The organism is Candidatus Methanoperedens nitratireducens (genome assembly GCF_900196725.1).
In the GTDB taxonomy this organism is placed as follows: Archaea; Halobacteriota; Methanosarcinia; order Methanosarcinales; family Methanoperedenaceae; genus Methanoperedens; species Methanoperedens nitroreducens_A.
In genome coordinates, this window is the sequence record NZ_FZMP01000185.1 from 1 (window position 1) to 25,252 (window position 25,252).

At 45.1% G+C, this 25,252-nt stretch carries 28 protein-coding genes; 19 read left to right on the forward strand and 9 right to left on the reverse strand.

Going from position 1 to position 25,252, the window contains the following annotated elements; all coding sequences use genetic code 11:
• Positions 1–94 precede the first annotated feature (94 nt).
• Entirely contained in the window at positions 95–796 is a 702-nt protein-coding gene (locus tag MNV_RS12030; protein WP_096206207.1) for a PspA/IM30 family protein, read from the forward strand.
• A complete protein-coding gene (gene pspAA / locus MNV_RS12035) occupies positions 793–1,071 on the forward strand; it encodes a PspA-associated protein PspAA (RefSeq protein WP_096206208.1) in 279 nt (92 codons plus the stop codon). Before MNV_RS12030 ends, pspAA begins: the two co-directional genes overlap by 4 nt.
• Before the next feature lie 76 nt (positions 1,072–1,147).
• Here the strand turns inward: pspAA and MNV_RS12040 are convergent, their stop codons facing one another.
• Both MNV_RS12040 and carA read right to left on the reverse strand, forming a co-directional pair.
• Complete coding sequence (locus MNV_RS12040; RefSeq protein ID WP_096206209.1) at positions 1,148–1,567, reverse strand: nucleotidyltransferase domain-containing protein; 420 nt, start codon at positions 1,565–1,567, stop codon at positions 1,148–1,150.
• Positions 1,568–1,629: 62 nt separating this feature from the next.
• A complete protein-coding gene (gene carA, locus MNV_RS12045) occupies positions 1,630–2,727 on the reverse strand; it encodes a glutamine-hydrolyzing carbamoyl-phosphate synthase small subunit (protein WP_096206210.1) in 1,098 nt (365 codons plus the stop codon).
• A 116-nt stretch (positions 2,728–2,843) separates the two neighbouring features.
• On the opposite strand from carA, the gene MNV_RS12050 reads away from it, so the two are divergent.
• The 3 genes from MNV_RS12050 (at position 2,844) to MNV_RS12060 (ending at position 5,823) form a co-directional block, all read left to right on the forward strand.
• Entirely contained in the window at positions 2,844–3,197 is a 354-nt protein-coding gene (locus MNV_RS12050; protein ID WP_096206211.1) for a histidine triad nucleotide-binding protein, read from the forward strand.
• Between the two features lie 110 nt (positions 3,198–3,307).
• A complete protein-coding gene (locus tag MNV_RS12055; protein WP_096206212.1) occupies positions 3,308–3,916 on the forward strand; it encodes an OsmC family protein in 609 nt (202 codons plus the stop codon).
• 125 nt (positions 3,917–4,041) lie between these two features.
• Positions 4,042–5,823 carry an ABC transporter substrate-binding protein gene (locus tag MNV_RS12060; protein WP_096206213.1) on the forward strand — a complete coding sequence of 594 codons (1,782 nt, stop codon included), beginning with the start codon at positions 4,042–4,044 and terminating at the stop codon, positions 5,821–5,823.
• Between the two features lie 44 nt (positions 5,824–5,867).
• On the opposite strand, the gene MNV_RS12065 is transcribed toward MNV_RS12060, so the two are convergent.
• Positions 5,868–6,794, reverse strand: coding sequence for a hypothetical protein (locus MNV_RS12065; RefSeq protein WP_096206214.1), 927 nt, complete (start codon positions 6,792–6,794; stop codon positions 5,868–5,870).
• A 20-nt stretch (positions 6,795–6,814) separates the two neighbouring features.
• Positions 6,815–6,982 carry a hypothetical protein gene (locus MNV_RS19735; RefSeq protein WP_179293969.1) on the reverse strand — a complete coding sequence of 56 codons (168 nt, stop codon included), beginning with the start codon at positions 6,980–6,982 and terminating at the stop codon, positions 6,815–6,817.
• A gap of 322 nt (positions 6,983–7,304) precedes the next feature.
• Here MNV_RS19735 and MNV_RS12070 point away from each other — a divergent pair, with 322 nt between their 5' ends.
• The 11 genes from MNV_RS12070 (at position 7,305) to MNV_RS12120 (ending at position 17,523) form a co-directional block, all read left to right on the forward strand.
• Entirely contained in the window at positions 7,305–8,267 is a 963-nt protein-coding gene (locus MNV_RS12070) for an ABC transporter permease (protein WP_096206215.1), read from the forward strand.
• Between the two features lie 136 nt (positions 8,268–8,403).
• Positions 8,404–9,306, forward strand: a complete 903-nt coding sequence (locus MNV_RS12075; RefSeq protein ID WP_218838013.1) for an ABC transporter permease — start codon at positions 8,404–8,406, stop codon at positions 9,304–9,306.
• Positions 9,287–10,270 (forward strand): ABC transporter ATP-binding protein, encoded by a 984-nt coding sequence (locus MNV_RS12080; RefSeq protein WP_257000051.1) that lies wholly within the window; start codon positions 9,287–9,289, stop codon positions 10,268–10,270. Before MNV_RS12075 ends, MNV_RS12080 begins: the two co-directional genes overlap by 20 nt.
• A 28-nt stretch (positions 10,271–10,298) precedes the next feature.
• Positions 10,299–11,195, forward strand: coding sequence for an ABC transporter ATP-binding protein (locus MNV_RS12085; RefSeq protein WP_257000052.1), 897 nt, complete (start codon positions 10,299–10,301; stop codon positions 11,193–11,195).
• A gap of 81 nt (positions 11,196–11,276) precedes the next feature.
• The gene (locus MNV_RS12090) at positions 11,277–12,077 is read left to right on the forward strand and encodes an HAD family hydrolase (RefSeq protein ID WP_143311759.1); all 801 of its coding nucleotides are present in this window, start codon (positions 11,277–11,279) and stop codon (positions 12,075–12,077) included.
• Positions 12,078–12,179: 102 nt separating this feature from the next.
• On the forward strand, positions 12,180–12,488 hold the full coding sequence (locus tag MNV_RS12095; protein ID WP_179293970.1) for a DUF2098 family protein: 309 nt from the start codon (positions 12,180–12,182) through the stop codon (positions 12,486–12,488).
• A gap of 308 nt (positions 12,489–12,796) precedes the next feature.
• The gene (gene mcrB / locus MNV_RS12100; protein WP_096206220.1) at positions 12,797–14,101 is read left to right on the forward strand and encodes a coenzyme-B sulfoethylthiotransferase subunit beta; all 1,305 of its coding nucleotides are present in this window, start codon (positions 12,797–12,799) and stop codon (positions 14,099–14,101) included.
• 14 nt (positions 14,102–14,115) lie between these two features.
• Positions 14,116–14,640: a methyl-coenzyme M reductase operon protein D gene (mcrD, locus tag MNV_RS12105; RefSeq protein ID WP_096206221.1), complete on the forward strand. Its 525-nt coding sequence runs from the start codon at positions 14,116–14,118 to the stop codon at positions 14,638–14,640.
• Positions 14,641–14,696: 56 nt separating this feature from the next.
• Positions 14,697–15,446, forward strand: a complete 750-nt coding sequence (gene mcrG, locus MNV_RS12110; protein ID WP_096206222.1) for a coenzyme-B sulfoethylthiotransferase subunit gamma — start codon at positions 14,697–14,699, stop codon at positions 15,444–15,446.
• Between the two features lie 12 nt (positions 15,447–15,458).
• Entirely contained in the window at positions 15,459–17,162 is a 1,704-nt protein-coding gene (gene mcrA / locus MNV_RS12115) for a coenzyme-B sulfoethylthiotransferase subunit alpha (RefSeq protein WP_096206223.1), read from the forward strand.
• 103 nt (positions 17,163–17,265) lie between these two features.
• Positions 17,266–17,523, forward strand: a complete 258-nt coding sequence (locus MNV_RS12120; RefSeq protein ID WP_096206224.1) for a hypothetical protein — start codon at positions 17,266–17,268, stop codon at positions 17,521–17,523.
• Positions 17,524–17,622: 99 nt separating this feature from the next.
• Here MNV_RS12120 and MNV_RS12125 read toward each other — a convergent pair whose 3' ends face one another.
• Positions 17,623–17,934, reverse strand: coding sequence for a hypothetical protein (locus MNV_RS12125; RefSeq protein WP_096206225.1), 312 nt, complete (start codon positions 17,932–17,934; stop codon positions 17,623–17,625).
• A 58-nt stretch (positions 17,935–17,992) separates the two neighbouring features.
• On the opposite strand from MNV_RS12125, the gene MNV_RS12130 reads away from it, so the two are divergent.
• Complete coding sequence (locus MNV_RS12130) at positions 17,993–20,158, forward strand: B12-binding domain-containing radical SAM protein (RefSeq protein ID WP_096206226.1); 2,166 nt, start codon at positions 17,993–17,995, stop codon at positions 20,156–20,158.
• A gap of 32 nt (positions 20,159–20,190) precedes the next feature.
• Here the strand turns inward: MNV_RS12130 and MNV_RS19070 are convergent, their stop codons facing one another.
• The 4 genes from MNV_RS19070 to MNV_RS19745 all read right to left on the reverse strand — a co-directional run bounded on the left by MNV_RS19070 (position 20,191) and on the right by MNV_RS19745 (position 21,320).
• Positions 20,191–20,361: a hydrogenase maturation nickel metallochaperone HypA gene (locus MNV_RS19070; RefSeq protein WP_143311761.1), complete on the reverse strand. Its 171-nt coding sequence runs from the start codon at positions 20,359–20,361 to the stop codon at positions 20,191–20,193.
• 225 nt (positions 20,362–20,586) lie between these two features.
• Positions 20,587–20,733, reverse strand: a complete 147-nt coding sequence (locus MNV_RS19740; protein WP_179293971.1) for a hypothetical protein — start codon at positions 20,731–20,733, stop codon at positions 20,587–20,589.
• 70 nt (positions 20,734–20,803) lie between these two features.
• Positions 20,804–21,115, reverse strand: a complete 312-nt coding sequence (locus MNV_RS20805) for a hypothetical protein (protein WP_096206227.1) — start codon at positions 21,113–21,115, stop codon at positions 20,804–20,806.
• A gap of 28 nt (positions 21,116–21,143) precedes the next feature.
• The gene (locus MNV_RS19745) at positions 21,144–21,320 is read right to left on the reverse strand and encodes a hypothetical protein (protein WP_179293972.1); all 177 of its coding nucleotides are present in this window, start codon (positions 21,318–21,320) and stop codon (positions 21,144–21,146) included.
• Between the two features lie 254 nt (positions 21,321–21,574).
• Between MNV_RS19745 and MNV_RS12140 the strand changes: the two genes are divergently transcribed.
• Both MNV_RS12140 and MNV_RS12145 read left to right on the forward strand, forming a co-directional pair.
• The gene (locus MNV_RS12140) at positions 21,575–24,799 is read left to right on the forward strand and encodes a fibronectin type III domain-containing protein (protein WP_096206228.1); all 3,225 of its coding nucleotides are present in this window, start codon (positions 21,575–21,577) and stop codon (positions 24,797–24,799) included.
• 4 nt (positions 24,800–24,803) lie between these two features.
• Entirely contained in the window at positions 24,804–25,244 is a 441-nt protein-coding gene (locus tag MNV_RS12145; protein ID WP_096206229.1) for a hypothetical protein, read from the forward strand.
• Positions 25,245–25,252 lie beyond the last annotated feature (8 nt).

Genomic DNA, 25,252 nt, shown 5'->3' on the forward strand with positions numbered 1-25,252 from the left:
CGGTTTTGGGTGGGCGTTGGTAACCACCTTCCCTGAAGATTTTAGAGAAAGTATTTAGCATTTAGAGGTAATTAAAACTAAGGAGGTAAAAATTATGGGGCTAATAGATAGAACGAGCACAATCATAAAATCAAAGATAAACAAAATTTTAGGAAAATTCGAAGATCCGAGAGAAACTCTCGATTACTCTTATGAAAAGCAGCTTGAACTCCTGCAGAACGTGAAGCGCGGCGTGGCAGAGGTGACGACTGCAAAGAAGCGCCTTGAACTCCAGAAGGTCAAGCTTGAGCAGAATATAACAAAACTGGATGATCAGGCACGAGAGGCTGTGAAAGCCGGGAGGGAAGACCTTGCAAGGATCGCCCTTGAACGAAAGAGCACATCACAGGCTGAAATAGCAAACCTCTCTGGGCAGATAGCGGATGTCGCCAAACAGCAGGAAAAACTCATGGCAACAGAGAAGAGCCTGTCTACCAAGATAGAGACGTTCCGCTCGACAAAAGAGACCATCAAAGCCCAGTATAGCGCGGCTGAGGCGCAGGTGAAGATAACAGAATCGGTGAGCGGCATCAGTGAGGAAATGAGCGACGTTGGCATGGCTGTACAGCGTGCACAGGACAAGACCGAAGAAATGAAAGCACGAGCCTCGGCGCTGGACGAACTTGTGGAGGCAGGTACTCTTGAGGACGTGACAGGGGGAACGAAAGACGATATCGAGCGGGAGCTTTCAAAGATAAAGTCAAAGGGCGAGGTGGACTCGCAGCTTGAGGCGCTGAAGAAGGAGATGGGAAAATGATAGTAAGATTAATGGGAGAAGGGCAGTACGAGCTTGATAAAAAGCATGTGGATGAGATAAATAATATCGATAATAACCTTGTGAGGGTCGTTAATAAAGGGGATGAGAAGAGCTTTAAGGCTGAGTTCAGGAAACTAACAGAGAATGTGCGCAGATATGGTAAAAAATTGCCGGATGATGTCCTCAAGCCAAGCGATATAATCATACCGCCCGCCGACCTCACGCTTGATGAGGCGCGGGAGATTTTCAAGGGGGACGGGCTGATACAAGGCTAATTGTAATCCTGAGACGTGATGCCCGGACAGATCCTGAGCTCCAGCTATCCAGATGCTTTCAAATTAGGATGCGCCTTTAGGCAGGGTATTTGAAGTCGGAACGGTTATTTGCCCTCATCGCAGCGATCTTTTCTTTGTAGCTTTTAAAATAGCCTTCCATTATCCTGTGCTTCTGGTCATCCCACTGTTTCCTGTACTCATAGAAGTATTCGGATATCTCAAGCACATCGCCAAACAGTTCTGAGTAACAGCTCATCGCTGACGCTTTGAGCTTAAACGGAAGAAGTTCGAATATCCTTATATCATATATTGGCCTGGCTTTCCCGATAAAGCTCTTCAAAAGTTCCAGATTTTTATTGTTATCTTTGATCCTGGTTATTACTGCAACATCTATATCCGAACCTTCCCTGAACTCGCCGGAGACATATGAACCATAAAGAACCACTTCATAATTCCTCAAAAAACCAAGGTCTTTTTTGATTTGTTCGGAATTCATCTTGCTTTATTTGAAGGGTTAACAATTAAACTTAACGATAATGAAATAAACAACAGAAGATGTTACTTAACCGCCACCTTGATCTTCTTCATCTTTTCCGCGACCCTGTCAAAGAATATCTTCTCGGTATCAAGAGGACCGGGATGCGCTTCAGGATGGTACTGCACCGACATTATCTCAAGATATTTATGCTCAAGTCCCTCGACCGTCCCGTCATTGGCATTTTTCTGGGTGATGGATACCTCTTTTCCATCAATGCTGCTCTCGTCCACAGCATAGCCGTGGTTCTGAGATGTGATATGCACGATGCCCCGTTTCAGGTCTTTTACCGGCTGGTTGGCGCCGCGGTGACCGAACTTCATCTTATATGTGTTCCCGCCGAGAGCCAGTGAAATGATCTGGTGCCCCAGGCAGATGCCGAAAATGGGGAGCTGCCCTGCGAGCTCTTTAACGACCGATATGCCGTTCACAGCCTGCTGCGGGTCGCCCGGACCGTTCGATAACAGGATTGCATCGGGCTCATAATTCATAATATCTTTCGCAGGGGTTGTAGCAGGGACTATAGTGACGTTGATCCCCCTGTTATTCAGGCTTTTAATGATATTCCTTTTGACACCAAAATCCATCAGCACCATGCTTCCGCCGTTCTTATTACCATTTACCCGGTACGGCTGCTTGCAGGTGACCCTGCCTACAAGGTCGAGGCTTCCGATATCTGGCTGTTCCCTTGCAAGCCTGACCGCTTCCTCGCCGTCGTCGCTACCTGCTATTATCGCCGCCTTCATAGTGCCGTGCTCCCGTGTTTTTATGGTGAGCATGCGTGTATCGACGCCCATTATACCTGACTTGCCTTCGTCCCTTAAGAACTCATAAATGGAGCGGCGGGATTTATGATGAGATGGGTGGTCGCAGGCTTCTCTCACGACCAGACCTTCAGCCTGCATGTGCTCCGACTGGAAGGTCTCGCCGCTAACGCCGTAGTTGCCGATAAGCGGATAAGTGAACAACAGTATCTGACCCCTGTACGATGGGTCTGTCAGAGCCTCTTCGTATCCCGTATACTGGGTCGTAAAAACAAGCTCGCCCTGAACAATGCCTTCTACGCCAAGCCCTTCTCCTTTAACGAATGTTCCATCTTCAAGACCAAGTACTGCCTTCATCCGTTCTTACACGGTGTAAGCTGGGTAAATATGTTACGATGCAGGAGGAGCGACATTAACACAACAAATACAAAGATTAATGAAGAAGTTCCCAGATATAATATTAATAGGGGAATATGAACAGCGATTGTATATTTTGCAAGATTATTAAAGGGGAAGCACCGGCTGATTTTATTTATAAAGACGAGGACGTGGTCGTCTTTCACAATATAAGACCCTCAGCGCCTGTACATGTGCTGGTAGTTCCGGTTGCGCATATCGAGAGCATCAATGAACTGGAGGAGAAGCACAGCGCTATTATTGCGAAAATGGTACTGAAAGCCAGGGACATAGCAAGGCAACTTGGTATAGCAGATAGCGGTTATAAACTTGTAACAAATGTGGGCTGGGGCGGCGGGCAACGGATATTCCACCTGCATATACATCTCATCGGAGGCTGGAGCAAGGCAGGAGAGCCTGAAATTTTGTGAGTCACAAACATTAAATAGTGCCTGCCCAGATATTGCTCTATATCTGAGTGGGAAATAAATATGCCAATTATTGACAAAGATATCGTGCATTAGACTGGGTGGTAGAGTAAATGTCAACTGTAAACGGTGTAGATGTAAATAAGCTTAATAACCTGATTGATTTTTTCAGGACAAATCCTGAAGTGGCGAACCTTGAGTTCAGGGCTGAGACTGAGTGGGTCAACGGCGCGCACTCAATGACTCAGATTCGAACATCACGCGGCGAAACCTTCACTCTTGAAGCTGATGAGCCGCCTATTCTGCTTGGTACAGATTTAGCTCCCAATGCAGTACAGGCAATGCTTCATGCCCTGGCGTCATGTCTGATTGTGAGTTTTGTTTACAATGCTGCAGCCTGCAATATCAACCTGAGATCGCTGAAACTTGCACTTGAGGGTGACCTGGACCTGCATGCGTTCCTTGGTATCTCTGAGGATGTACGCCCGGGATATCAGAACATCCGCATAAAATTTAAAGTAGAAAGTGATGCACCCAGGGATAAGATCGAGGAACTGCTGGAGCATGCTCAGAGGACCTCGCTGGTCGTAGATATTGTCCGAAACGGAGTGCCGGTGCATATAAGCCTGGAAAAAGGAATTGAAGCTGTAAAAATGCGGGCAAAAGCCGCAGAAGCCGATGAAGTTAGCAGCAGCGATCAGTTCGTGTCCAGATGGCTTTGAACCTGCAATAACAGGAGAACACTATCCACATAAACGTCAAGGTCCGCCAAACTTTCTTTTCCATATACTCTTGATAGCAACATCAGCAAGCTTCAAGTAGGTTCGGTTTAATTAATAGCGATAAAATGAACCTGACACGGCGCAGATTTGTGGGAATGTGTGCAAAAGCAGGGCTTCTGGCAGGAGGGGCAGGGCTGGCCGGTTGCCTGGAAAGGGGACAGGATGCGCAGAATATGACTGCGCAAAACACGACGGTTCAGCAGTCCCCCAAAGTAAAAGGTAATTATATCGATGGCACCTCTGGAGAAGATGCTGAGACCCTGAACTGGATCCTGGCGGCAGACGCATCCTCTTTAGGATATATCGGACTGACGATGGACGGACTCATAGCCTACGATAATAAATACAATATCCTTCGTAGATGGCTAAAAAAGGATATAGAGGCTTCAGATAATGGTTTGATCTATACTGTTGTGCTCAGGGATGATCTTGAATGGAGCGATGGACAACCAGTAACTTCTGATGATTTCGTATATACTATGAAGAACATCATGTTCGCGGACTGGATGGCATACCCTTATGCAGGGGACTGGAAGGAAGAAATGGATGGAAAAACGGTCTTCGTGGAGCCAAGGGTTGAGAATGAGACTACCTTCAGCATCCACCGGAAGACGGCGAACCCGGAATTCCTGTACACCGTAACAGACTTAATGGTGTACCCGAAGCATATAGTATCAAAGTATGAGGGCAGGGTGAAAGAATTTACCCAGGCTCCTGAGCTTAATAATCTCTCCTATACAGGGAACCTGGGGCCGTACAGATTCAAAGAATGGGTGCGGAGCGATAAATTCGTAGTTGAACGGAATCCGGATTATTACCTTGGCAGGGAAAAGGGTGAACCGTATTTTGAAACTTACACCGTAAAGATATTCGGCTCGCCTGCCGCAAGGCATGCTGCCATGGAAGCAGGGGATATTACTTCTACAGATATCGATCCTGAACAGGTAAAGAAGTTCAAGGAAATGAAAGGGATTGTCGTGTATACCATCCCGACGGCGCAATACAGGATAATGCAGTACAACATGCGGGATAACGGCTGGCAGGGTTTGAAGGATAAAAGAGTAAGACAGGCTATCTCCATGGCTGTAAGCAAAGAAGCTATAGTCAACCAGATTTATCTCGGCTTTGGTGAGCCTGCTTTCAGCTTCATACCAAGAACATCTCTATGGTTTGTAGAAGAAGGACTTACAAAGCTTGGGGTAGGAGAGCTTTATAATAAGGTTAAAGCCTTGGAGCTTTTATTTGATGCAGGATATGGAGTAAGAAAAGGCGGGAAGATTGAATTAAGGGATAAAAACGGAAGCCAGATAAAGTTAAAGCTGATAACAAGTACAGGAAGCAAAGTCAATGAATCCATAGCTCTTCTTGTTAAACAGGAGCTTGGGAATCTGGGAATGGATATTGAGGTGAAGCTTGTTCCCTGGGAGATAATGCTTCGGAAATATTACATGAACAAAGTACCCGGAAGCGACCAGCAGCCCGGAAATAATAACGGGCCTAAGGCAGTGAGCGAAGAAACCTGGGACCTTATCATCGCTGGACATATCGTTGATCCTCTCCAGCCTTCAGGCAGTTCGATTTTTTATGCTTCCGATGGCGGTTTGAATATGTATGGCTATTCAAATCGGAAAGTAGATGAACTGTTCGCAAAAGTCCGTACGAAGGAAGCTCTCGATAAAGAAGTCCGAAGGCAGATGTACGGTGAAATATCCGCGATATTGTCAGAAGACCAGCCTGTTGATTTTATAGCTTTCCCTGCTAAGAATATAGCTTATAAGGATAGCGTGAAGGGGATTGACCCGGGCGTAGCGATGGGATATAATTATTATGAGTGGTATTTTGAGTAAGGGAAGAAGTTTTAAGAAGTATCTGATATTATTTTCGTGCCCCTTTAAATATGAGGCCTGATTGAGGCAATCACATGGTCTTTCGCATCTTTTGTTCCATTGACTATAACGATTTTATGTAAAGTGCCATAGTGGGGGTCCTGGATTGATCCGATTACTTCAAACCCTCTTTGTTTATACATATCAATAAGCTCTTCATTGTCAAACGCATAGCCATATATAAAGCTAAATTCATGATAAAACATGTAATAACTGATTAATTTTAACAAAGTGCTGGCATATTTGTTCCCTTTTTTGTCTTCTGTGGTTGCAATTATGTCAAGGAATAATCCTTTATAACTATTGAGGTGCTTTTCATAAAATTGAACAATTGAACAAATCTCACCTTTATCTTCAACTAAATAGACCTTGGCCGATGAATGCTCCTGGTTTTTGAAAAAATCTGAAAGGGAATTCTTGTCGATGTTTGGATCCCCGCATCTGAAATCTTTTTTACAATCTTCACAGGATATTTTTCTAACTATTCCCTTTGAATATGTTCGAATTGGATAGTCGCTCCATGGAAAATATACTTTAGTATCCGCTTCAATCTCAAAAACAAATATATTTGGAACTACTGATGAATTCCTGCGCATTAACAGGGAGAATAATTTTATGTCAGCTGCACCCAGATTTACTAATTTCTTAAATACATTAATGAAAGTTTTCCCGGTTATTGTTGTATCATCACAGACGAGTATCCTGTTACCTTTTATTTTTGAGCCATTTGAAATATGGATATCCTCGTTTTTCAGCGCACATGATACTATATCTTTGTAACTCCAATATTTCTCAAGTCGTTTAGCTATCTGTTCTCCACCACTACCAATCGCTAAAACAATATAAGAATCAAATCCTTCGTGGATTAATTTTTTGTGAATCTGGCGCAGACCATTGTCTATGCTATTTTCGTCAAAAAAGACTTCCCTCAAAAAAATCGTCTCTTAAAAAGCTATTCTTCTTTTTTACTCTCAATCTTACAAAGGGTCTGCGGACTTACCATCGGTGACTTTTCAACCAATTCGCCCCAGCCCTCGGCAAAACAATCAATACACATATCATTCAATTGAGGGTGCTCTTCACCAAGATGTATCCCACACGACTTGCATTCCGAGACCATAATTGCTCCTATAAACAGATTAATTAGAACATTCTATCATTGATTATTATTCGTATTAATACTTATTGCTTCGATTTTTGTTCATATAATTTTTATGTAAATAGTATATTAAATTATTAATTCTGTTTTTCCTATTTATAAGCTATTAATATTGTTTTCTCCCGAAATACTTTATTATACGGTTTTTATTTCATCTTTTGTATGTGCATAAACTCTGTAAGTAGTAAGCACCTATGAGCCACCTCTTTCCCTCAGGAGTATATGTACCCTGAGAGCCCTGCGCCAACTTTAAAATAACCCCCGTGCCAATATAACTCCCCACATGAAAAAAGGCTACATCGCCGAGCGCCTCCTCTACACCCTCCTGATAGTCTGGGGCGTCATGACTGCCACTTTCATTATCCTCAGGATAGGTCCGGGCTCGCCAGCCGATAGATATATCGCAAATATCGGCGCCGGGCACAATGTTACACAGGTCACGGCTGCGATAGAAGCAAGATACGGGACGGATAAGCCGCTTTATATGCAGTATTTTGAATACATGGGCTCCCTCCTGCACGGGGACTGGGGATGGTCCTTCTCCACATCTATGCCTGTGGCGGAGTTAATTAAAACCCACTGGGTTTACTCATTCCAGCTTATTCTCCTCTCCTCGATTTTTGCGATAATCCTCGGCATCCTGATAGGCATATACTCGGCGGTTAAAAAAGGCACGAAAGCGGATTACATCGCCACGTTCTTCTCTTTTGTCGGCATCTCGATACCGAATTTCTGGCTCGGCATAATGCTGATTCTAATATTTTCTGTAAGGCTGGGCTGGTTCCAGACGTATTACGATACGGGCTTGCCCATGTTCTCCCTGGAGAACCTGAAGGCGCTGGTGCTTCCGGTCGTAACCCTGGGCACGGGGATGGTGGCAGGCTACAGCAGGTATGTGAGGTCATCCATGCTTGAGAACCTGCGCAAGGACTTTGTGAGGACGGCGCGCGCCAAGGGGCTGCCTGAGCATGTGGTCATCGGAAAGCATGTGTTCAGGAATGCGCTGCTGCCGGTCGTGACGATCATCATGTGGGATATGAGCGCCATTGTTTTCGGGGGCGCTTACCTGACAGAGGTAATTTTCGGGATACCTGGGCTTGGCAGGATTTCCTTCAATGCCATATTCGCAGACGATTATGCAGTTGTGGTGGCTGTGACCCTGATTGGTGCTTTTGTCACCCTGTTCTTTAACCTGATTACAGACATTGCATATACCCGTCTTGATCCGAGGGTTAAGTATGATTAGATTTAATGTAAGGTTATCAGCGTTAATCACAGTAAAGACACTGATAAAAAAATTAACAACGAACTTACAACGAACTTACAACGAACTTACAACGAACTTACAACGAACTCACAACGAACCAGAGGAGTGATTAGCCGTGATTATTGCAGGGAATCACCGGGATAAGCTAAAAAACAACAAACCTGCGATGCTTGGACTTGTTTTCGTAATCCTCCTTTTTGCAACTGCTATTTTAGGTCCCTTTGTAACAAGCAACCCAAATGAGATTAACTTTAACGATAAAAACCTCCCGCCTTTAGGCTTCAGTATCGAGCAGTCGGTCTACAACATAAAAACCCAGGAACTTGAGACGACCGGGAGGCAGGGCAATTGGGAGCATCCCCTCGGCACGGACGATAAAGGAAGAGATATGCTGGCCATGCTTGTTTCAGGCGCGCGTGTATCGCTTGAAGTTGGTTTTCTTGCCACGGGCATTGCGATTCTTATCGGGACTCTGATTGGTGTCATTTCCGCTTATTTCGGGGGCTGGCTCGATAACGTCCTCATGAGGTTTACTGACGTCATCATGACTTTCCCATTTTTCCTTTTACTTGTGCTTATAGTCTATATGTACGGAGCAAGCATTGTCTTTATCATACTCGCGATCGGTCTCACAGGCTGGACCGGTGCTGCAAGGCTTGTACGGAGCGAAGTCCTGTCGCTTCGAACGCTGGATTTCATAACAGCCTCAAAAGCCCTGGGGGCAAGCGACCTTCGCGTGATTCTTCACCATTTAATCCCGAACACACTTAGTTCTATCATAGTCATAGCAACGCTCTCAATCCCCGGCGTGATCCTCGCAGAGGCTGCGCTTTCATTTATCGGTCTTGGCGATCCGGGTGTGACGAGCTGGGGAAGGGTGCTGAATGCAGGTCAGGACAGCCTTGTAACGACGTGGTGGGTTGCAGTTGAGCCTGGAATACTGCTCTTTCTCACGGTTCTTGCTTTCAACTTTTTAGGAGATGGTCTGAGGGATGCCCTTGATCCAAAAAGCGAATGATGCCGGTAATAAAGTGTTGAGCGTTAGCAACCTCAGTACATATTTCATTACAAAAAAAGGCGATGTAAAGGCAGCAGATGATATCTCCTTTGAACTCTGGAAGGGAGAAATCCTGTGCATCATTGGCGAATCCGGCTCTGGCAAAACAGCCACAGCGCTATCGATTTTAAGATTGATAGAAAAGCCCGGAAAGATAATTTCCGGGAGTATTTTATTTAATGGGGCAGATATCCTGAAATTGCCCGAAAAAGAGATGCGAAGTATACGCGGTAACAAAATCTCCATGATATTCCAGGACGCATCATCCTCGCTAAACCCGGTAATGCGAATAGGGGACCAGATAACCGAATCTCTTGTTCTGCATCTAAAATTAAATAAAAAAGAAGCAAGAGCAAAAGCTTTGGAACTTTTGGTTTCAGTGGGTATCCCGCATGCCAGGGAGCGCTTCGATGAGTATCCCCACCAGTTCTCAGGCGGGATGAAGCAGAGGGTAATGATCGCGATGGCTTTATCATGCAGCCCTGAAGTGCTTATAGCCGATGAGCCGACTACAGCCCTTGATGTAACAATACAGGCACAAATCCTTGATATTTTTAAAGGATTAAAAAACACTACTTCGATATTATACATAACCCATGACATCGGGGTTGTTTCAGAAATTGCGGACAGGATTATAGTGATGTATGCCGGGAAGTTCATTGAAAAAGGAGATGCGAAGGAGGTTTTAAGCTTTCCGGGACATCCTTACACCCGTGCATTGGTCAACTGCCTGCCTTCTGAAAAAAGTAAAGGAAGACTTGTTTCGATCCCGGGCACCATACCGGGCCTGATAGACCTGCCTGAAGGCTGTGTATTCAGCCCGAGATGCCCGGATGCAATGGAAACATGCAGAAAGAAAACGCCCGCTGAGGTGAAAATTTCAGATAAACATTCTGTGAGGTGCCATCTTTACGGGGCTGCTTGAAGTTATTGATATTAAAAAATATTACCCCCTGACCCGTGGTTTCCTTTACTCAAGGGCAGCAGGGGAGGTAAAAGCAGTAGATGGCGTTTCTTTTTACGTAAACAAAGGAGAAATCCTCGGTCTTGTGGGAGAATCTGGGTGCGGCAAATCTACGCTTGGAAGGACTCTTATCAGGTTGGAGGAGCCAACATCAGGCAAGATCCTGTACAACGGAACCGATATCTTAAGCCATGACAGGAAAAAACTGAAATGGTTCAGAAAAGAGGTGCAGATGATCTTCCAGGACCCTCATTCAAACCTTGACCCCAGGCTGACAGTAGGCGAGTCCATCGGCGAGGCGCTAATTATACATGAAATAGGAGATTGCGGGTCAAACGTTGCTAGATTAATGGAAAAGGTGGGACTTCCGCCGGATTTTGCTTCGCGATACCCTCATGAGCTGAGTGGAGGCCAGAAACAAAGGATCGGGATTGCGCGGGCTTTAGCAGTCCAGCCGAAGCTTATTATCGCAGATGAGCCGGTGAGCGCGCTTGATATTTCTATCCAGGCACAGATTCTCAACCTGTTGATAGACCTGCAAAAAGAATATGGTCTGACTTACATTTTTATAGCTCATAATCTCTCGGTTATCCGACATATCGCTGACAGGGTCGCTGTTATGTATCTCGGGAAGATCGTAGAGCAAGGGACTACAGATGTGATTTTCAGCAGTCCTTTACATCCGTATACCCGGGCTCTGCTGTCTGCCATTCCCGGTAAGAATACTGAACGATTGCAATTACAGGGAGAGGTTCCCTCTCCGATAAACCCTCCGAAAGGATGCAGGTTCCATACACGCTGCCCGAGAAGAATGAAAGTATGTGAAGAGCTTGAACCTGCGGTTACGGGGATCAAGCACACCGTAGCATGCCATTTATATAAGTGAACAATCTGGAATATCTGAAATTATCGCTTGACCGGAAATCTCAAGAAAAATATAATAACCCATGAAAACCGTTTGTATGCTATGAAAATTGCTGTTGTATTTGACAGCGCAGGAACACTGCTGCGCATGTACCGCGTGGCGAAAAACATAAAAACCGGAGAATACCTGCACGAGCTGGTATCAACCGAGTTCGTCGGGAAAAAGCCGTACTGTGCCATCCTGGTAATGCAGGTGGACTCAAATAAACTCGTTAACTGCCCGCCGAATATGCTTATTTCTGATTTTATCAGGAAATACAATATCGACATCGAGGTCGGATGTTCAAGAGCCCTGATAGATAAAGCCACGGCCGAAGCTGTTGTTGGGAATGATACAACATCTACAATGAAAGATCTTCAGGATGTAATGGCTGCTGTCAAAAGTAAATGCAAGGATATTTTCTATATGGGCGTGGGGCTGATCATTGACGTAGAGACAAATAGCATCCCGTATGTCATCTGCACGGGCGGAAAGGTATATTCCAACACCCCTCTTGTGATAAGGACCCTTACTGAGAAGAATGTAGGGATATATATTGCATCTGGCGATAGCATGCGAAATCTCTCGGCGCTTGCCATGAATGTGTGCTTACCCCTGCAATGCGTGTTCGAGATAGCCACGCCGAAGAAAAAAGAAGAGATAGTAAAGAGCCTGAAACAGCAGTATGATAAGGTCATCATGGTGGGCGACGGGATAAACGATGTACTGGCGATGCGTGCCGCTGACCTCGGAGTGCTCTCGATACAGCAGACAGGGAAATGCCCGACCGGGCTTTGCGAGGAGGCGGATATGGTGATAAGGGATATCAAGGAGATAATCGGGATTATTGAGAAATATTTTTAAATTAGAAATGCCAGTTTTTTAATTGGATTGGATATTCTCCATACGATTAATGGGAATAAACCACAAGTATTAAAGGGTATGATTGCTATATTAGAACTCCGAATGAGTAATACGCATAACTCTGATTCATTGGGCACCATTTTACATGTTGGGAGCTACGTACTCTACCAAGCAACAGGTACGAAAGGTTATGTGACTGAACTCATGTCGGATGATGAAGGTACATGGGCGCTTGTTGATAAGACTGATCTGTATTATAAGACAGAAGTCCTTACAGTAATCGAAAAAGTGGAGGAGAAAGAGATTAAAGAGAAGGCTTTCACTCGTGAGGAAGTGGGCGAGAAATTAGAAAAAGAAAAGGAAGCAGCTCCGACTGAGATGAGCGATGTGAGTGTGGAGAGCGGCGGGTAAAGTAGATACCAAAAGTGTACGATTTAAAAAGTGTATATATAAGAAAGAGCTACGCTGAGCCGCGGATTATTTTATAATGTATTATCATGTATAATTCGTAAACTTTAAGTACTATTAAGGAATAGAATGGGTGTACAAGGGATTGTAATGGTTGATCGATACAATAAAAAACAATGCGGGTGCGAGTTAAATAGAACGTAAACATCTTTTTTCGAGTTCTAAGCTCTCCTGTGTTGTTTGTCGCTCTTGTTGTATCGCTGCCAGATGACCAATGTCTTGGAAAAATAAAACATAGGAGGTAAATAAACGTGGCTGACAACATAGACCTATATAGCGACAGAGGAGCAAAGCTCAAATCAGGCGTTGACTTAATGGCAATAAGCCCGATGAGAAATGCCGCTATCAAGAAAATAGTCACCGGTATAAAGCGAACAGCTGCCGTTGACTTGGCTGGAATCGAAAAAACCTTAGCAACCTCATCAATCGGTGGCAAAGGCAGAAAGATCCCAGGAAGAGAAATGAAGCTGGATATTGTAAAGAATGCTGAGAAAATCCGCAGCAGAGTTGCAGACCTGGTAAAGGTGGACGACAGCGACGACACCAATGTAGAATCCTTAAACGGTGGCAAGCAGTTGCTGGTTCAGGTACCCTCACCAAGGATCGATGTAGCAGCAGAGTATGTATCATCATTGACCTGCGCAGCATCAGCAACCACACAGGCAATAATCGACACATTCAATATCGGAATGTTCGATTCACCAACAATCAAGTCCGCAGTCTGGGGACAGTACCCGCAGACACTCGATATGGTAGGCGGCAACGTAAAGTCAATTGTCGAAATCCCACAGAAAGATGAAGGCTTTGGCTATACATTGAGAAACGTCATGGCAAACCACCTTGCAGCAACATGCAAGTTCAATGCTATGAACACAGCCGCACTGTGCTCAACACTTGAGACCGTAGGTGTTCACGAAATGGGTGATGCACTCGGTATCCAGGAGAGACACAGATTACTGGCATACGGATTACAGGGTTTAAACGCAAACAACCTCGTTTACGGAACAGTAAAAGCCCAGGGCAAGACCGGAACAATCGGTACCGTAGTCCATGCAATTGTCGAGAAGGCACTTGCAGATAAGATAATCAGCGCAGATAAGAAATTTGCATCCGGCTATACAACATACAAGACATCCGATGTAGGCAAGTGGAACGCATATTGCGCAGCAGGCACCATGGCAGCAACCATGATCAACTGCGGTGCGATGAGAGCCCCACAGTCAGTATCAGCAGTATTGCTGTACTTCAACGATATCGTTGAGAAAGAGACCTCACTCCCAGGATGCGACTTCGGCAAAGTGCAGGGTGTTGCAGTAGGATTCTCCTTCTTCAGCCACTCCATATACGGAGGCGGCGGACCAGGCACATTCAACGGCAACCACGTAACCACCAGGCACTCAAAGGGTCTTGGTGTGCCATGCGTAGCAGCAGCAGTTGCTCTTGACGCAGGCGTTCAGATCTACAGCCCGGCAAAGACATCACAGTTAGTAGGAGATGTCTTCAGCGCAGTAGAAGAGTTCAGAGAGCCAATAAAGGCAATCGCGGAGGCCGTATAAGTTCGGAGAATTGAATGGCAAAAACTGCTTCAGTCACGGATAAACCCATACAAATCAGAGTGTTCCCAAAACGATTATTACTGCCGGAGACCGCTGAAAAAATCTTAAATGAGATCGATCAGGTTAAAGGCGTAATAAGAATGCTCATCAATGGTAAAAATCTACCCAGAAAGGTCACATTCGGTCCTGGAACGGGCTCAGATGTAAACCATCCCAGCAGGATAATAATCCATGTCGGGGGCTGCGCATTCGAATTGCATGTTATTGTGGGAGAAATATTGGTAGAAGTGGAAGATGAAAGTGCCGTGGAGGAACTTAAAAAAGCGTGCGAGCGAGCGCTACCTTTCTCGTTTGAATTCAAGCGAGGGCACTTCATAAAGAGAAGACCCACTTTGACCGATTACGGCAAGTACGGGTTCAAAAGCAAGACTGATGAAAGCATCAACCTTGAAGATGAACGAATGCTTGGCTTAGTTGATCCCCATGCAAAAGTGGAAACAAACCTGTGCATGGTTAAAGCAGAGGACAGTAACGCATGAGTTTATCCAGGAAAGAGCAGAAGAAAGCAATTCAAATATAATTAGGAGGAAAAAATATGGCTTACAAACCACAATATTATCCTGGCAATACCTCACCTGCCAAGAATAGAAGAAAACACATGTCAAATGACCTGGAGAAAATGCGCGATGTTTCGGATGAGGACTTAACCGCAATTCTCGGTCACAGAGCACCAGGTTCTGACTATCCCAGCACACACCCACCACTCTCAGAGATGGGTGAGCCGGATGACCCGGTAAGAGAGGTTGTAGAACCAACCCCAGGTGCAGCAGCAGGCGACAGAGTAAGATATGTACAGTTCGCTGACTCAATGTACAATGCACCTGCCACACCGTACTTCAGATCGTACCACGCAGCAATCAACTTCAGAGGAGTTGACCCAGGCACACTGTCAGGCAGAGAGGTCAATGAAATGAGAGAGAGGGACCTTGAAGAGTTCTCCAAGAGAGTGTGCGAGACCGAAATAACAGACTGGGGTCTTGCAGGCATGAGAGGCTGTACAGTGCATGGCCACTCCCTGAGATTACAGGAAGATGGAACCATGTTCGATATGCTGGACAGGCGCAGACTCGAAGGCGGCAACATCGTGATGGACAAAGACCAGGTTGGTGTACCAATCGACAGAAAGGTCAACCTTGGCAAACCAATCAGCGAGTCGGAAGCTGCCAAGAGAACCACCATGTACAGAGTGGACAATGTGTCCTTCAGAAGCGACAAGGAAGTAGTCGAACACGTACAGAGAGTCTGGGAGTTAAGAACAAGATATGGCTTCCAGCCAAAGGCGTAAGAGGTGAGTCAAATGGCAGAACCAAGATTTAAGAAAGCAATGGAAACGAAGTACGCAAAGGAATGGGGCTCCAACAAGGTCGGCTCAACAGCCAAGAGCAAAATAACCGATAAGAAGACCAAGTACCTGAGATTGGGCTATACCCAGAACCCAAGAAAGGTAGAAATGGCAAAGTGCGGAGCTGCAATCACCAAGAAGAGAGGATTACAGGCATATGATCCAAAACTTCACCTTGCCGGTATCCCCATGGGTCAGAGACAGTTGACCCCGTACACAATATCCGGAACAGATATCGTATGCGACGGTGACGATCTCCACTTCGTCAACAATGCAGCAATGCAGCAGGAATGGGACGATATAAGGAGAACATGCATCGTAGGACTTGACCTGGCACACGAGACTCTTGAGAAGAGATTGGGCAAGGAAGTTACCCCTGAGACAATCAACTACTATCTCGAAGTCTTGAACCACGCCATGCCCGGAGCAGCAATTGTTCAGGAGCACATGGTCGAGACCCATCCGGCACTGGTAGATGACTGCTATGTGAAAATATTCACAGGCGATGAGACCCTGCAGGATGAAGTCGATAAGCAGTTCGTTATCAACATCGACAACGAATTCCCTGATGCACAGGCAAAGCAGATCAAGGCAGGAATAGGCAAGACCTCCTGGCAGGCAGTGCACATCCCGACCATTGTCACAAGGACAGAGGACGGACCAGGCACAAGCCGCTGGATGGCAATGCAGGTCGGTATGACCTTTATCAGCGCATATCACATGTGCGCCGGTGAAGCAGCAGTCGGTGAACTTGCATTCACAGCCAAACACGCAGGACTTGTCGAAATGGGTGATATGATCCCGGCACGCCGCGCACGCGGACCAAATGAGCCCGGAGGATTGTCCTTCGGTCACATGTGCGATATCGTACAGACAAGCAGAAAGACACCCGATGACCCATGCAACGTCGTATTACAGCTGGCAAGCGCAGCAAGCATGCTGTATGACCAGATCTGGCTCGGCGGCTACATGTCAGGCGGTGTCGGTTTCACAATGTATGCAACACCAGCATACACCAACGATATCCTGGATGACTATGTGTACTGGGGCGCAGACTATTGCCAGAAGAAGTACGGCAAGCCAGGAAGCGCAAAGGCAACCATCGAGACTGTCAAAGATATCGGCACAGAAGTAACCCTGTACGGTATTGAGGCATACGAGAAGTACCCGACCACACTCGAGGACCACTTCGGTGGCTCACAGAGAGCTACAGTGCTCGCAATCGCAGCAGGCACTGCAACAGCAATGGCAACCGGACACAGCAATGCCGGTCTATCAGCATGGTATCTGAGCATGTACCTGCACAAAGAGGCATGGGGCAGACTCGGATTCTACGGATACGACCTGCAGGATCAGTGCGGTGCAACCAACGTCTTCTCACTCGGCTCTGATGAGGGCTGCCTTGGAGAGGTCAGAGGTGCTAACTACCCGAACTACGCAATGAACGTAGGTCACCAGGGTGGATACTCCTCAGTAGTTTGCGCAGCACATGCTGGAAAGAAGGATGCCTTCTGTGCGAACCCGCTGGTCAAGAGCTGCTTCGCAGATGACCTGGTCAACTTTGACTTCGCGGATCCGAGAGGAGCATTCGGCAAGGCGGCACTCAGAGAGTGGGACCGCTGCGCCGGTGAGAGAGCATTCGTTATCCCGGCAAAGTAAATCGCTAAGTAGGCTTTATGCCTACTTTTCTTATTTTTTTGGGATACAAGATTAAATGGAAAAGAATATATCATAGTTTAATGTTCATAGCGGTGTGATTATTATGGCAGAAGCAAAAGCAGAACCTAAAAAAAAGCAGAAGGTACCAGGTGAAGTAAAATGTAGTTACTGTGACGGCACAGGAAAACACCAGGACCAGACATGCGTCGTCTGCGGCGGCTCAGGAAAGGTGGAAGTAGTTGACATGACACAAAAGTGCCAGTGGTGCAAGGGCAGAGGTTATTTGATGAAAGGAATCCCGTGTACCGTATGCGGTGGAACGGGCTTCACAAGACCTGTTAGCAAGCAGCGGCTGTTTTAAAGGGAAAGAGGGGGTTAAAATTATCCCCTATCTTCTCACTATATCCTTAAACTCATAAAGTTTGCAGTTGAGTCTGTAAATTAAATAAAAAAAAGACTATTACCGTCTTTTGTAGTTATACTTCTCACTCAGTTTTTTGTATATATAATCATGCGCGTTGTTCACGGACTCTAATTCCCCGCGCAGCACCAGAAGATTTTCCGATTCTACATCTATCGTTTTAAGCGCACATTTTCGTGTGGTGACTTCTAAATTGTATTTCTCCACCGCTTCCATGATTACTTTGTATGGAACTCCCGGAGGTAGAACAAGATCATATACACCTTCAAGCGCTTTCTCTTTCTCATCAACAACAGTTCCATCATCTTCGATAAATTCATCGCCAACTTGTTTAGGTTCACTATCTGCCATAGAAATCACTTTTTAGTATGAAATCTTTATTAGGTTACATAAAGCTTATGGTGCACCTATGTTTACAAAGCTAATATTCCCTCCCCAGTGGATCCCAACCCAGCCTTATTTAAGCCTTCCTTCGCTTACCGCCTTCCTGAAAGCCAATAACTGCGATGTGGAGCAGATGGATATCAATGTAACCTTCTATGACGAGATATTGAGTAAAAAGGGGCTTTCTCCTTTCTACGAGCGGGCTTATTCGAAATTCCAGGAGCTTGAATCCAGAAAAGAATTGCTGCCTGAGCTTCAAAAACAGTACCATGCATTAGGAAGTTCTATACTTTATGGCGAATACGTCCTTGAAGAGATAGATAACTCAAAAAAAATCCTGAGAGATAAAGAGGATTTTTACGATTACGAAGAACATTTCAGCGCCTTTAAGATACTTAAGCTCGGGCTTAAGCTTGTTTCATCAGCTTATTATCCTACGAACCTGACTTTTAATGATTATCATATGCGCTACTCATGCCGCTCAAGCATGGATGTGCTTTCTGCCATAAATGATAAAGAAGAAAATCTTTTTATTGATTATTTCAAGAAAAATACGGTTTTGGAGGTCATGAAGAACAAACCCGGACTAATAGGCATCTCGATAATCAATACAAGCCAGTTGATCCCGGGATTAACCCTTGCCAATTTAATTAAAAAAGCCAGCGGGAATGTGCATATTAACATCGGTGGCAGCGTTTTCACGCGCCTTATCAATGAGATACGCCAGAATAATGAGCTGTTCTCGGTTTTTGACAGCGTGATCGTACATGAGGGTGAAACTGCCTTAGTGGGTCTAATTAAACATTTAAATAATGAACTTGATATAAAAGAGGTTCACAATCTCATCTATAAAAAGGGTTCAGAGGTCAGGGTCAACAGGATCAATTCGGAAGGGGAAGATATCAACTCATTACCGACACCATGCTTTGATGGTTTACCTTTTGACCGGTATTTATCGCCCGAGCTCATCCTTCCTGTGCTTTCATCGAGAGGATGTTACTGGAGACGCTGTACGTTTTGCGACCACAGCTATGGTTATTCCGGGAATTACAGGCCCAGGGATACCGGACTGTTATATAATGATCTTGAAAACTTAAAAGCTAAATATAAAACAGGATTTTTCACGTTCCAGGATGAAGGTATATCTCCAAAATTGATCGGCGCTTTATCAGATAAAATAATTGAACACGATCTTGATATATCCTGGCTGGCTGATTCAAGGTTTGAGCCTGCATTTTCTGCTGAACTCAGTAATAAGATCGCTGAGGCAGGATGTAAGATGCTGTATTTCGGGCTGGAATCGGCAAGTGACAGGATCCTGGCGTGCATGGATAAGGGGATAAAAAAAGAAAACGTCCTGAAAATATGCAAATACAGCAATGATGCGGGTATATGGACGCACCTCTTTTTGATATTCGGATTTCCTACAGAGACACCTGATGAAGCAGGGGAGACTATTGATTTTATCCTGCGAAACAGGAATATAATCCGTTCAATGTCCTTCGGCAGTTTCCAGCTTACCAAACATTCAAAAGTATTCGAGAATCCCGCATCATTTGGTGTCAGTAAAATAATCCGAAATGATGACATAGACCTGTCGCTATGGTACGAGCATGAAACCAATCAGGGTATGTCGAAAAAGGAAACGGATGAACTGATACAGGAGTTCTACTATAAACTCTCGCTCCAGTACCGGGATTTTCCAATATGGAGCAATCTTGACAGGGAACATCTTTTCCTGTACATCTCCCACTACAAGGGTTCCGGGAAGAAAGTCCCGGAACTGTCTGAACTTATTGAAAAAATATACAAAAAGCACACAATTGATAAACCCGCAATTACTCCCTTAAAAAATATTGAGATATATCCGATTCTTAAAGAAGGGGTTTTTATCGGAACGTTCAACTTCAACTGGGCGCTGATACATCACGCAATGATGGAAGGGATTTTTTTAAGTGGGGATTTGCAAAAGGAACGGACAAATGTACTATTTGACACTAATAATAACAGGATATTAACAGTCCCCGATCTTGCTAAGGATATTATTGGTAAAAGCAACGGAACATTGAATTTACCGGAAATAATTGAGATGCTCAAAGAAAAGTACAAATTGCCTTATGGTGAAGTAGAGCTTAAATGTAAAAACTTTTTAAATAGTCTTGTAGAAAAAAATATCCTCTCAATAAGATGATGTTATCACTCCAGAACAGGGTATATTTTGACTTACTTTGCTCTTGGCTTTATCTTATCCGAGCCGCAGTGAGGGCATGCAGGGTTCGGGTTCTTCATCATGAATGTTTTCTTGCATGACATGCAATAGAACATCCCGCTCTCTTTTGCCATTCGTTCGAGGTCTTCAGGCATCAATGAGAATGGCACATACGTGCTGCACATGGGTCCAACCTCCTTCTTTCATGATTGTATTTGATGTTAGCCACTTTTGTATTAAAGCTTTTGCTGACCATAATAGTTCTCTGAATTAAAACAAAAATAACCAATAGACATTGGAAAGATACACTATAAGCAAAGGCTGATTGAGCCACTGACCCATTCAAGTACATCTCTCCCATATGTCTATTGAACTCCACACTCGCATTTATTCAAGCCTGACCTTAGCTACTATTTCTCTCCAGGTACCGGTGCTGAGCGGCTTCTCAGCTGCTCCATGAACTTCTTCTGCCTCTCTTTCTCGGCTTCTGCAACCTCTGGTTTTTTGACCTTCTTGGCAGCTTCAGAAAGTTCCATCGAGCTTTCTATTCCAACCATTATTTTTCACCTCCTTTCAATTCATTAACGCTATCTTAAATTACATTTTTGATGGATGTCTCGGTTTTTATTAAAGAATATACATTACTTCATCGCAGCAGACGATCGGGCTTTCGCTATCAGTTGTACATAAGACTTCACAGCCGCAAACCGTACAATAATACGTTTCGCCTTTACTGGCTCTTGCCATTTTCTTTCCTTTTTTCGGCTTTGCTTTCGCTTTAGTCTTTACTGGTTTAGCCGCTTTGACTTTTACAGGTTTACGGGCTCTTAATTGCGCCAGGAACTTATCCTGTCTCTCTCTTTCTGCTTCTGCGACTTCCGGTTTTTTGACTTTCTTAGCAGTCTCAGCCTGTTCCAATGTGCTTTCCAGTCCAACCATTTATTTTACCTCCTGTTCTATTATGGTTTTATATCTGACTCACTCTTCTCAGTATGATCTTTTCATTATCAATTTCAACATTGATTTCAGCACCTTTTTCAACAGGTAAAGGAAACTGGGAATCGTTGACGATTTTTGATTCAATAAGTAACTTAAAACTGCTCGCCGGGGGTACGGCTATAACCCTCCCTCTTCCTCTTAACAACTTAACCTCCCTTAATTGTAATATTTATTAATTACGTACCTGTATTTATACCTTTCTGCGTACCTGTTTTTTACTTTCCCCTACAGCCTGAGACCGGGTCAATCATCATAATTCCTGTGCATTTATTAAATAAGCACTAAATAGATAAACAATAACGATGTAGTTAAAACTTGCTTGAATATATAACTTATAAGTATATTCAGCTAGGATAGAAAATGAGCACTCTTGTAATAAGGGGATAGGCTGGAGTCGGAATGGATAGGACAGGTTTGCATTTAATACAGCTGATAATATCTGATAGAGAGAAACTTCCTGCCCGTCTTCTTACAGGCATAACTGTTTTGCTTTTGATTCTTGCCGGTACCCCCTTTTTTAATACAGATACCAGTGGGGTAGATGCAGCCGAAAGTCCTTATGCATCTCCTTCTATCTCCAACCTGACAAACTCCGTACCCACCTCCAGCGGCTCGTTTATTTTCTGGGATACCAATATATCCAGCAATAACCGGGTATATTATGGTCTGAATGAAGCTGATGTCAATAACCTGACAAACGGGAGCTGGAGCATCTGGGATAATGATACATTTAATGTAATAGTAAGACTATCCGGCCTGTCCGCGAACACCACATATTATTATAAGCCTGAGAGCTGGTATCTCGATGCGGTCAATGATTCGATATCTTCCGGCTTGCTCTTAACACTCAAACCCGGGGTATGGACAAGCCCCTCGGAATACATGGTCAGCCCGCCAGAATGGACCGGTTCGCCTGTTAACTTCAGGACTGTTAATATATCCGCGGCAATCCTGAATAATGTTAGCGGACGCTATGTACACGGTCTCTCACTGGAAGCTGTTATCTATAATAACACAGGCGCCGAGATCGGAAGAACGAACCTGAGCGGTTCAGGTCCTTATTCCGGGAGCTTCATACTGCCTGATTATCTGGATGAAGGCGGATATGTTGTAAGGATTACTGATCATCCCAATATCGCCGGAGAATTCAGCGTCCTTAGATGGGGATGCGCAAACTGCCACATGGGTGAAGGAGACAACTATCCTTCCACATTCAACGCTACAACAGTTCATCCCGAACATTTTGAGACTACGGATATAAACACAGTACACTGTGGTGATGACCTGTGCAACACTCAAACAACGTATACCTCCACGCAGCAGTGCCAGCAATGTCACCCTTTCAAAGCCCCTAGCTGGGCAGGCCATCCATATCCAAGACAACCTGTCGAATGCAGTGGTTGCCATAAATCTCCATCCGGTGGGAATGCTGCACTTGTCTGTGAGAACTGCCACGGCGACAGGACAACGACAGAAAGTGTTCTTGCTCCACGCTATGGACAGGATAGGCATTACCAGAACGAGACATGCAATGATTGCCATAATAATCTGACCAGCCTGATAACTAAACCGAGCTGTACAACCTGCCATCCGAGACCGGGTTCGATACTCAATGGCACAGCCATTCCCGATTCCATTCAAAATACATCTCATTCCCTCGGCAAGACGGTACCCTGCGGTCTGTGCCATAACCGGGAGCACGATGTAAAATCCCTCTATACCCTGGACACTACGGTATGCAGGACATGCCATACAGGCATAACCCATAATATGGGGGCACAGTGCACAGCCTGCCATGGGAGTGACCCGCATAATATAACCATTGTTGCGGGTCCGAACTGTATAGATTGTCATGATATAGGGAAGGTTGCAAGCCACCAGATAAACAGTTCAGCCATGAACTCAAGCAATGCCATCCATGCCAACCTGAACAGGAATGCGACTAACTCAACAGGGATACCAGCCGAGAACAAGAAATGCTGGGGATGCCATGATTCCAATGGGAGCCAGCCATCCGGCGTTAGCATGGGAGACAGGTTCACAAACCCATACAAGTGTTATGACTGCCACAACGCCATAGGTAAACCGTATAACAATGTCAGCAGTGCCCCGAACGTAAGCCAGCACTTCCTGAACGGGACCAGTATAAAGGCAGCATTAAATGCCTCAGATAATTCTTCCTCCTGTATAGTATGCCACAACCTGACCGAGATGAAAGTGGATTATACAGGCGATAACTACGGTACTGACTTTTCATTTCCTTCCCACTATGGCAAAAGCAGGGCGCTTGACCCGCAGGTTCGGCAGGGGAATGCTACCGACTGCGCCTACTGCCATCAAAATACCAGCACGGCTTTCGTTGTGGCAATGATGGATTTGAACAACAGTAACATCTCTAACCACAGCATGCGTTATAATAGCTCAAATCCGCCCTGCGTTCAATGCCACAATTCCGGCTGGATACATAACTCCACTCTCACCAAACCCGCCCTTACTCTCCCCAACTCAACATTCTGCCTGTCATGCCATGGCAATAATGGCAGCGGAGGCACGAATTACTCAGGTATGGTTACCGGCATCAGGGAGAAGCATAATAATACGATAAATTGTACCGAATGCCATTTCAACAGCAGCCGGGATATCCATCCTGTTAAGTATCTCCAGCCGGATGAGAGTTACAGTACAGGCAATTCCACGGGCGTTAATTGCACTAACTGCCACCAGGGTACTGCGTTTTATCCGGGCCTGTCAAAAATACCGCCAAAGATACCGTCTCCATTGCATCACAGTGATAATCCCTCCAACGGGACGCGCTGGAACTCAACGGGATACTGGGACAATACATCGGAGATCACAGCATGTATTTACTGCCATAATGATACCAGACATAAAGCAGCGGCTCTTGGCAGACCTGAAAGCTGGAGGGGGGACAATAAAGTCAATTCAAGCATTACAAATACAAGTAACTGGTGCGCAGGCTGCCATTACCAGGGATATACAAGCGGCGGAAAGAATTACGGGAATATGACATCGGCATTTATTTCCGCTAACCTGCCTGTTCCTCCTGAAATCACTAACGGGATTTATGCGCCAAATACTATGCCCGGTTTCTACTACCATAACCTGACGCCGGATTACAATGATTCCACCTGTAAGACCTGCCACAGCATCGGTCTGAATAATGGAACAATGGATGCCTTTTTACATAATATTACAGCCAGGGATTGCAAAGGATGCCACTTCTCCTATAATGTAATGAACAGCAGTGGGAGTCCAACGGCTCCTGCGAGATACGTTAATTCCATCATGTTCAATGAAGGCGCTCATGGTAATGTCAGTTGCAGGAGCTGCCATACCGCAGGGCATAACAGCATCGGTGCAAGAAAAGCCTGTGAGGACTGCCATGCTGTCCGGGACCCGGACAACCCGCGGGAAAGGCATAACATAACAGGAGACCCCTATAGTTATAAAGTAGGAGGGGTATCGGTTGTAGATATTACGGACTGTACGATATGCCACGACCGGAATTTATATAATAAGGCTGTTTCCACGTATGGAATTAATAAACCTGTAGATTGCGATTATTGCCATACGTACCCTGATAAAAATTATTCATCATGGTGATCAAATGGATAAAAGGATAGTATTGATATTCATAATTTTCGGGGCACTGTTCCTGGTTACCGCTTTTAAGACCTACGCGGTTTTCTCAGGCGGACATGCGATATATGAGAATAAGACCACGGCGCCTGAGTTCTGTATCAAATGCCATCCGGATAAAATATCTTTTGTGAATGAAAGCGTCCATCGCAACGCAGGGTGCATATGCCATGGTTATAACCCTAATGCATCTTCTCTTTATAATATTAATTTAGCGCATAATCTTACCAAGCAGATATACTGCACCAACTGCCATACTAACTACTCCGTGGCTACAGGCGACATAATTATTCACCAGGATGAAAATGTGATTATAAGCGGAATAAACCAGTCCGCACATTATATTATTCCAAAAGGGAACAAAGCCCCGGTGTATGACAGGGCAAGACAGTACTTTAATGGTTCATGAGAGGCGTA

What these genes read in the sequence shown, in the direction of transcription:
- MNV_RS12090 (WP_143311759.1), top strand. Translation starts at nt 11,277, where the DNA reads ATGAAAATTGCTGTTGTATTTGACAGCGCAGGAACACTGCTGCGCATG.
- MNV_RS19070 (WP_143311761.1), bottom strand. Translation starts at nt 20,361, where the DNA reads ATGTGCAGCACGTATGTGCCATTCTCATTGATGCCTGAAGACCTCGAA.
- carA (WP_096206210.1), bottom strand. Translation starts at nt 2,727, where the DNA reads ATGAAGGCAGTACTTGGTCTTGAAGATGGAACATTCGTTAAAGGAGAA.
- MNV_RS12125 (WP_096206225.1), bottom strand. Translation starts at nt 17,934, where the DNA reads ATGGCAGATAGTGAACCTAAACAAGTTGGCGATGAATTTATCGAAGAT.
- MNV_RS12095 (WP_179293970.1), top strand. Translation starts at nt 12,180, where the DNA reads ATGAGTAATACGCATAACTCTGATTCATTGGGCACCATTTTACATGTT.
- MNV_RS12145 (WP_096206229.1), top strand. Translation starts at nt 24,804, where the DNA reads ATGGATAAAAGGATAGTATTGATATTCATAATTTTCGGGGCACTGTTC.
- mcrD (WP_096206221.1), top strand. Translation starts at nt 14,116, where the DNA reads ATGGCAAAAACTGCTTCAGTCACGGATAAACCCATACAAATCAGAGTG.
- MNV_RS20805 (WP_096206227.1), bottom strand. Translation starts at nt 21,115, where the DNA reads ATGGTTGGACTGGAAAGCACATTGGAACAGGCTGAGACTGCTAAGAAA.
- MNV_RS12120 (WP_096206224.1), top strand. Translation starts at nt 17,266, where the DNA reads ATGGCAGAAGCAAAAGCAGAACCTAAAAAAAAGCAGAAGGTACCAGGT.
- MNV_RS12060 (WP_096206213.1), top strand. Translation starts at nt 4,042, where the DNA reads ATGAACCTGACACGGCGCAGATTTGTGGGAATGTGTGCAAAAGCAGGG.
- MNV_RS12130 (WP_096206226.1), top strand. Translation starts at nt 17,993, where the DNA reads ATGTTTACAAAGCTAATATTCCCTCCCCAGTGGATCCCAACCCAGCCT.
- MNV_RS12055 (WP_096206212.1), top strand. Translation starts at nt 3,308, where the DNA reads ATGTCAACTGTAAACGGTGTAGATGTAAATAAGCTTAATAACCTGATT.
- MNV_RS19735 (WP_179293969.1), bottom strand. Translation starts at nt 6,982, where the DNA reads ATGGTCTCGGAATGCAAGTCGTGTGGGATACATCTTGGTGAAGAGCAC.
- MNV_RS19740 (WP_179293971.1), bottom strand. Translation starts at nt 20,733, where the DNA reads ATGGTTGGAATAGAAAGCTCGATGGAACTTTCTGAAGCTGCCAAGAAG.
- MNV_RS12140 (WP_096206228.1), top strand. Translation starts at nt 21,575, where the DNA reads ATGGATAGGACAGGTTTGCATTTAATACAGCTGATAATATCTGATAGA.
- MNV_RS12030 (WP_096206207.1), top strand. Translation starts at nt 95, where the DNA reads ATGGGGCTAATAGATAGAACGAGCACAATCATAAAATCAAAGATAAAC.
- mcrG (WP_096206222.1), top strand. Translation starts at nt 14,697, where the DNA reads ATGGCTTACAAACCACAATATTATCCTGGCAATACCTCACCTGCCAAG.
- MNV_RS12050 (WP_096206211.1), top strand. Translation starts at nt 2,844, where the DNA reads ATGAACAGCGATTGTATATTTTGCAAGATTATTAAAGGGGAAGCACCG.
- pspAA (WP_096206208.1), top strand. Translation starts at nt 793, where the DNA reads ATGATAGTAAGATTAATGGGAGAAGGGCAGTACGAGCTTGATAAAAAG.
- MNV_RS12070 (WP_096206215.1), top strand. Translation starts at nt 7,305, where the DNA reads ATGAAAAAAGGCTACATCGCCGAGCGCCTCCTCTACACCCTCCTGATA.
- MNV_RS12040 (WP_096206209.1), bottom strand. Translation starts at nt 1,567, where the DNA reads ATGAATTCCGAACAAATCAAAAAAGACCTTGGTTTTTTGAGGAATTAT.
- mcrA (WP_096206223.1), top strand. Translation starts at nt 15,459, where the DNA reads ATGGCAGAACCAAGATTTAAGAAAGCAATGGAAACGAAGTACGCAAAG.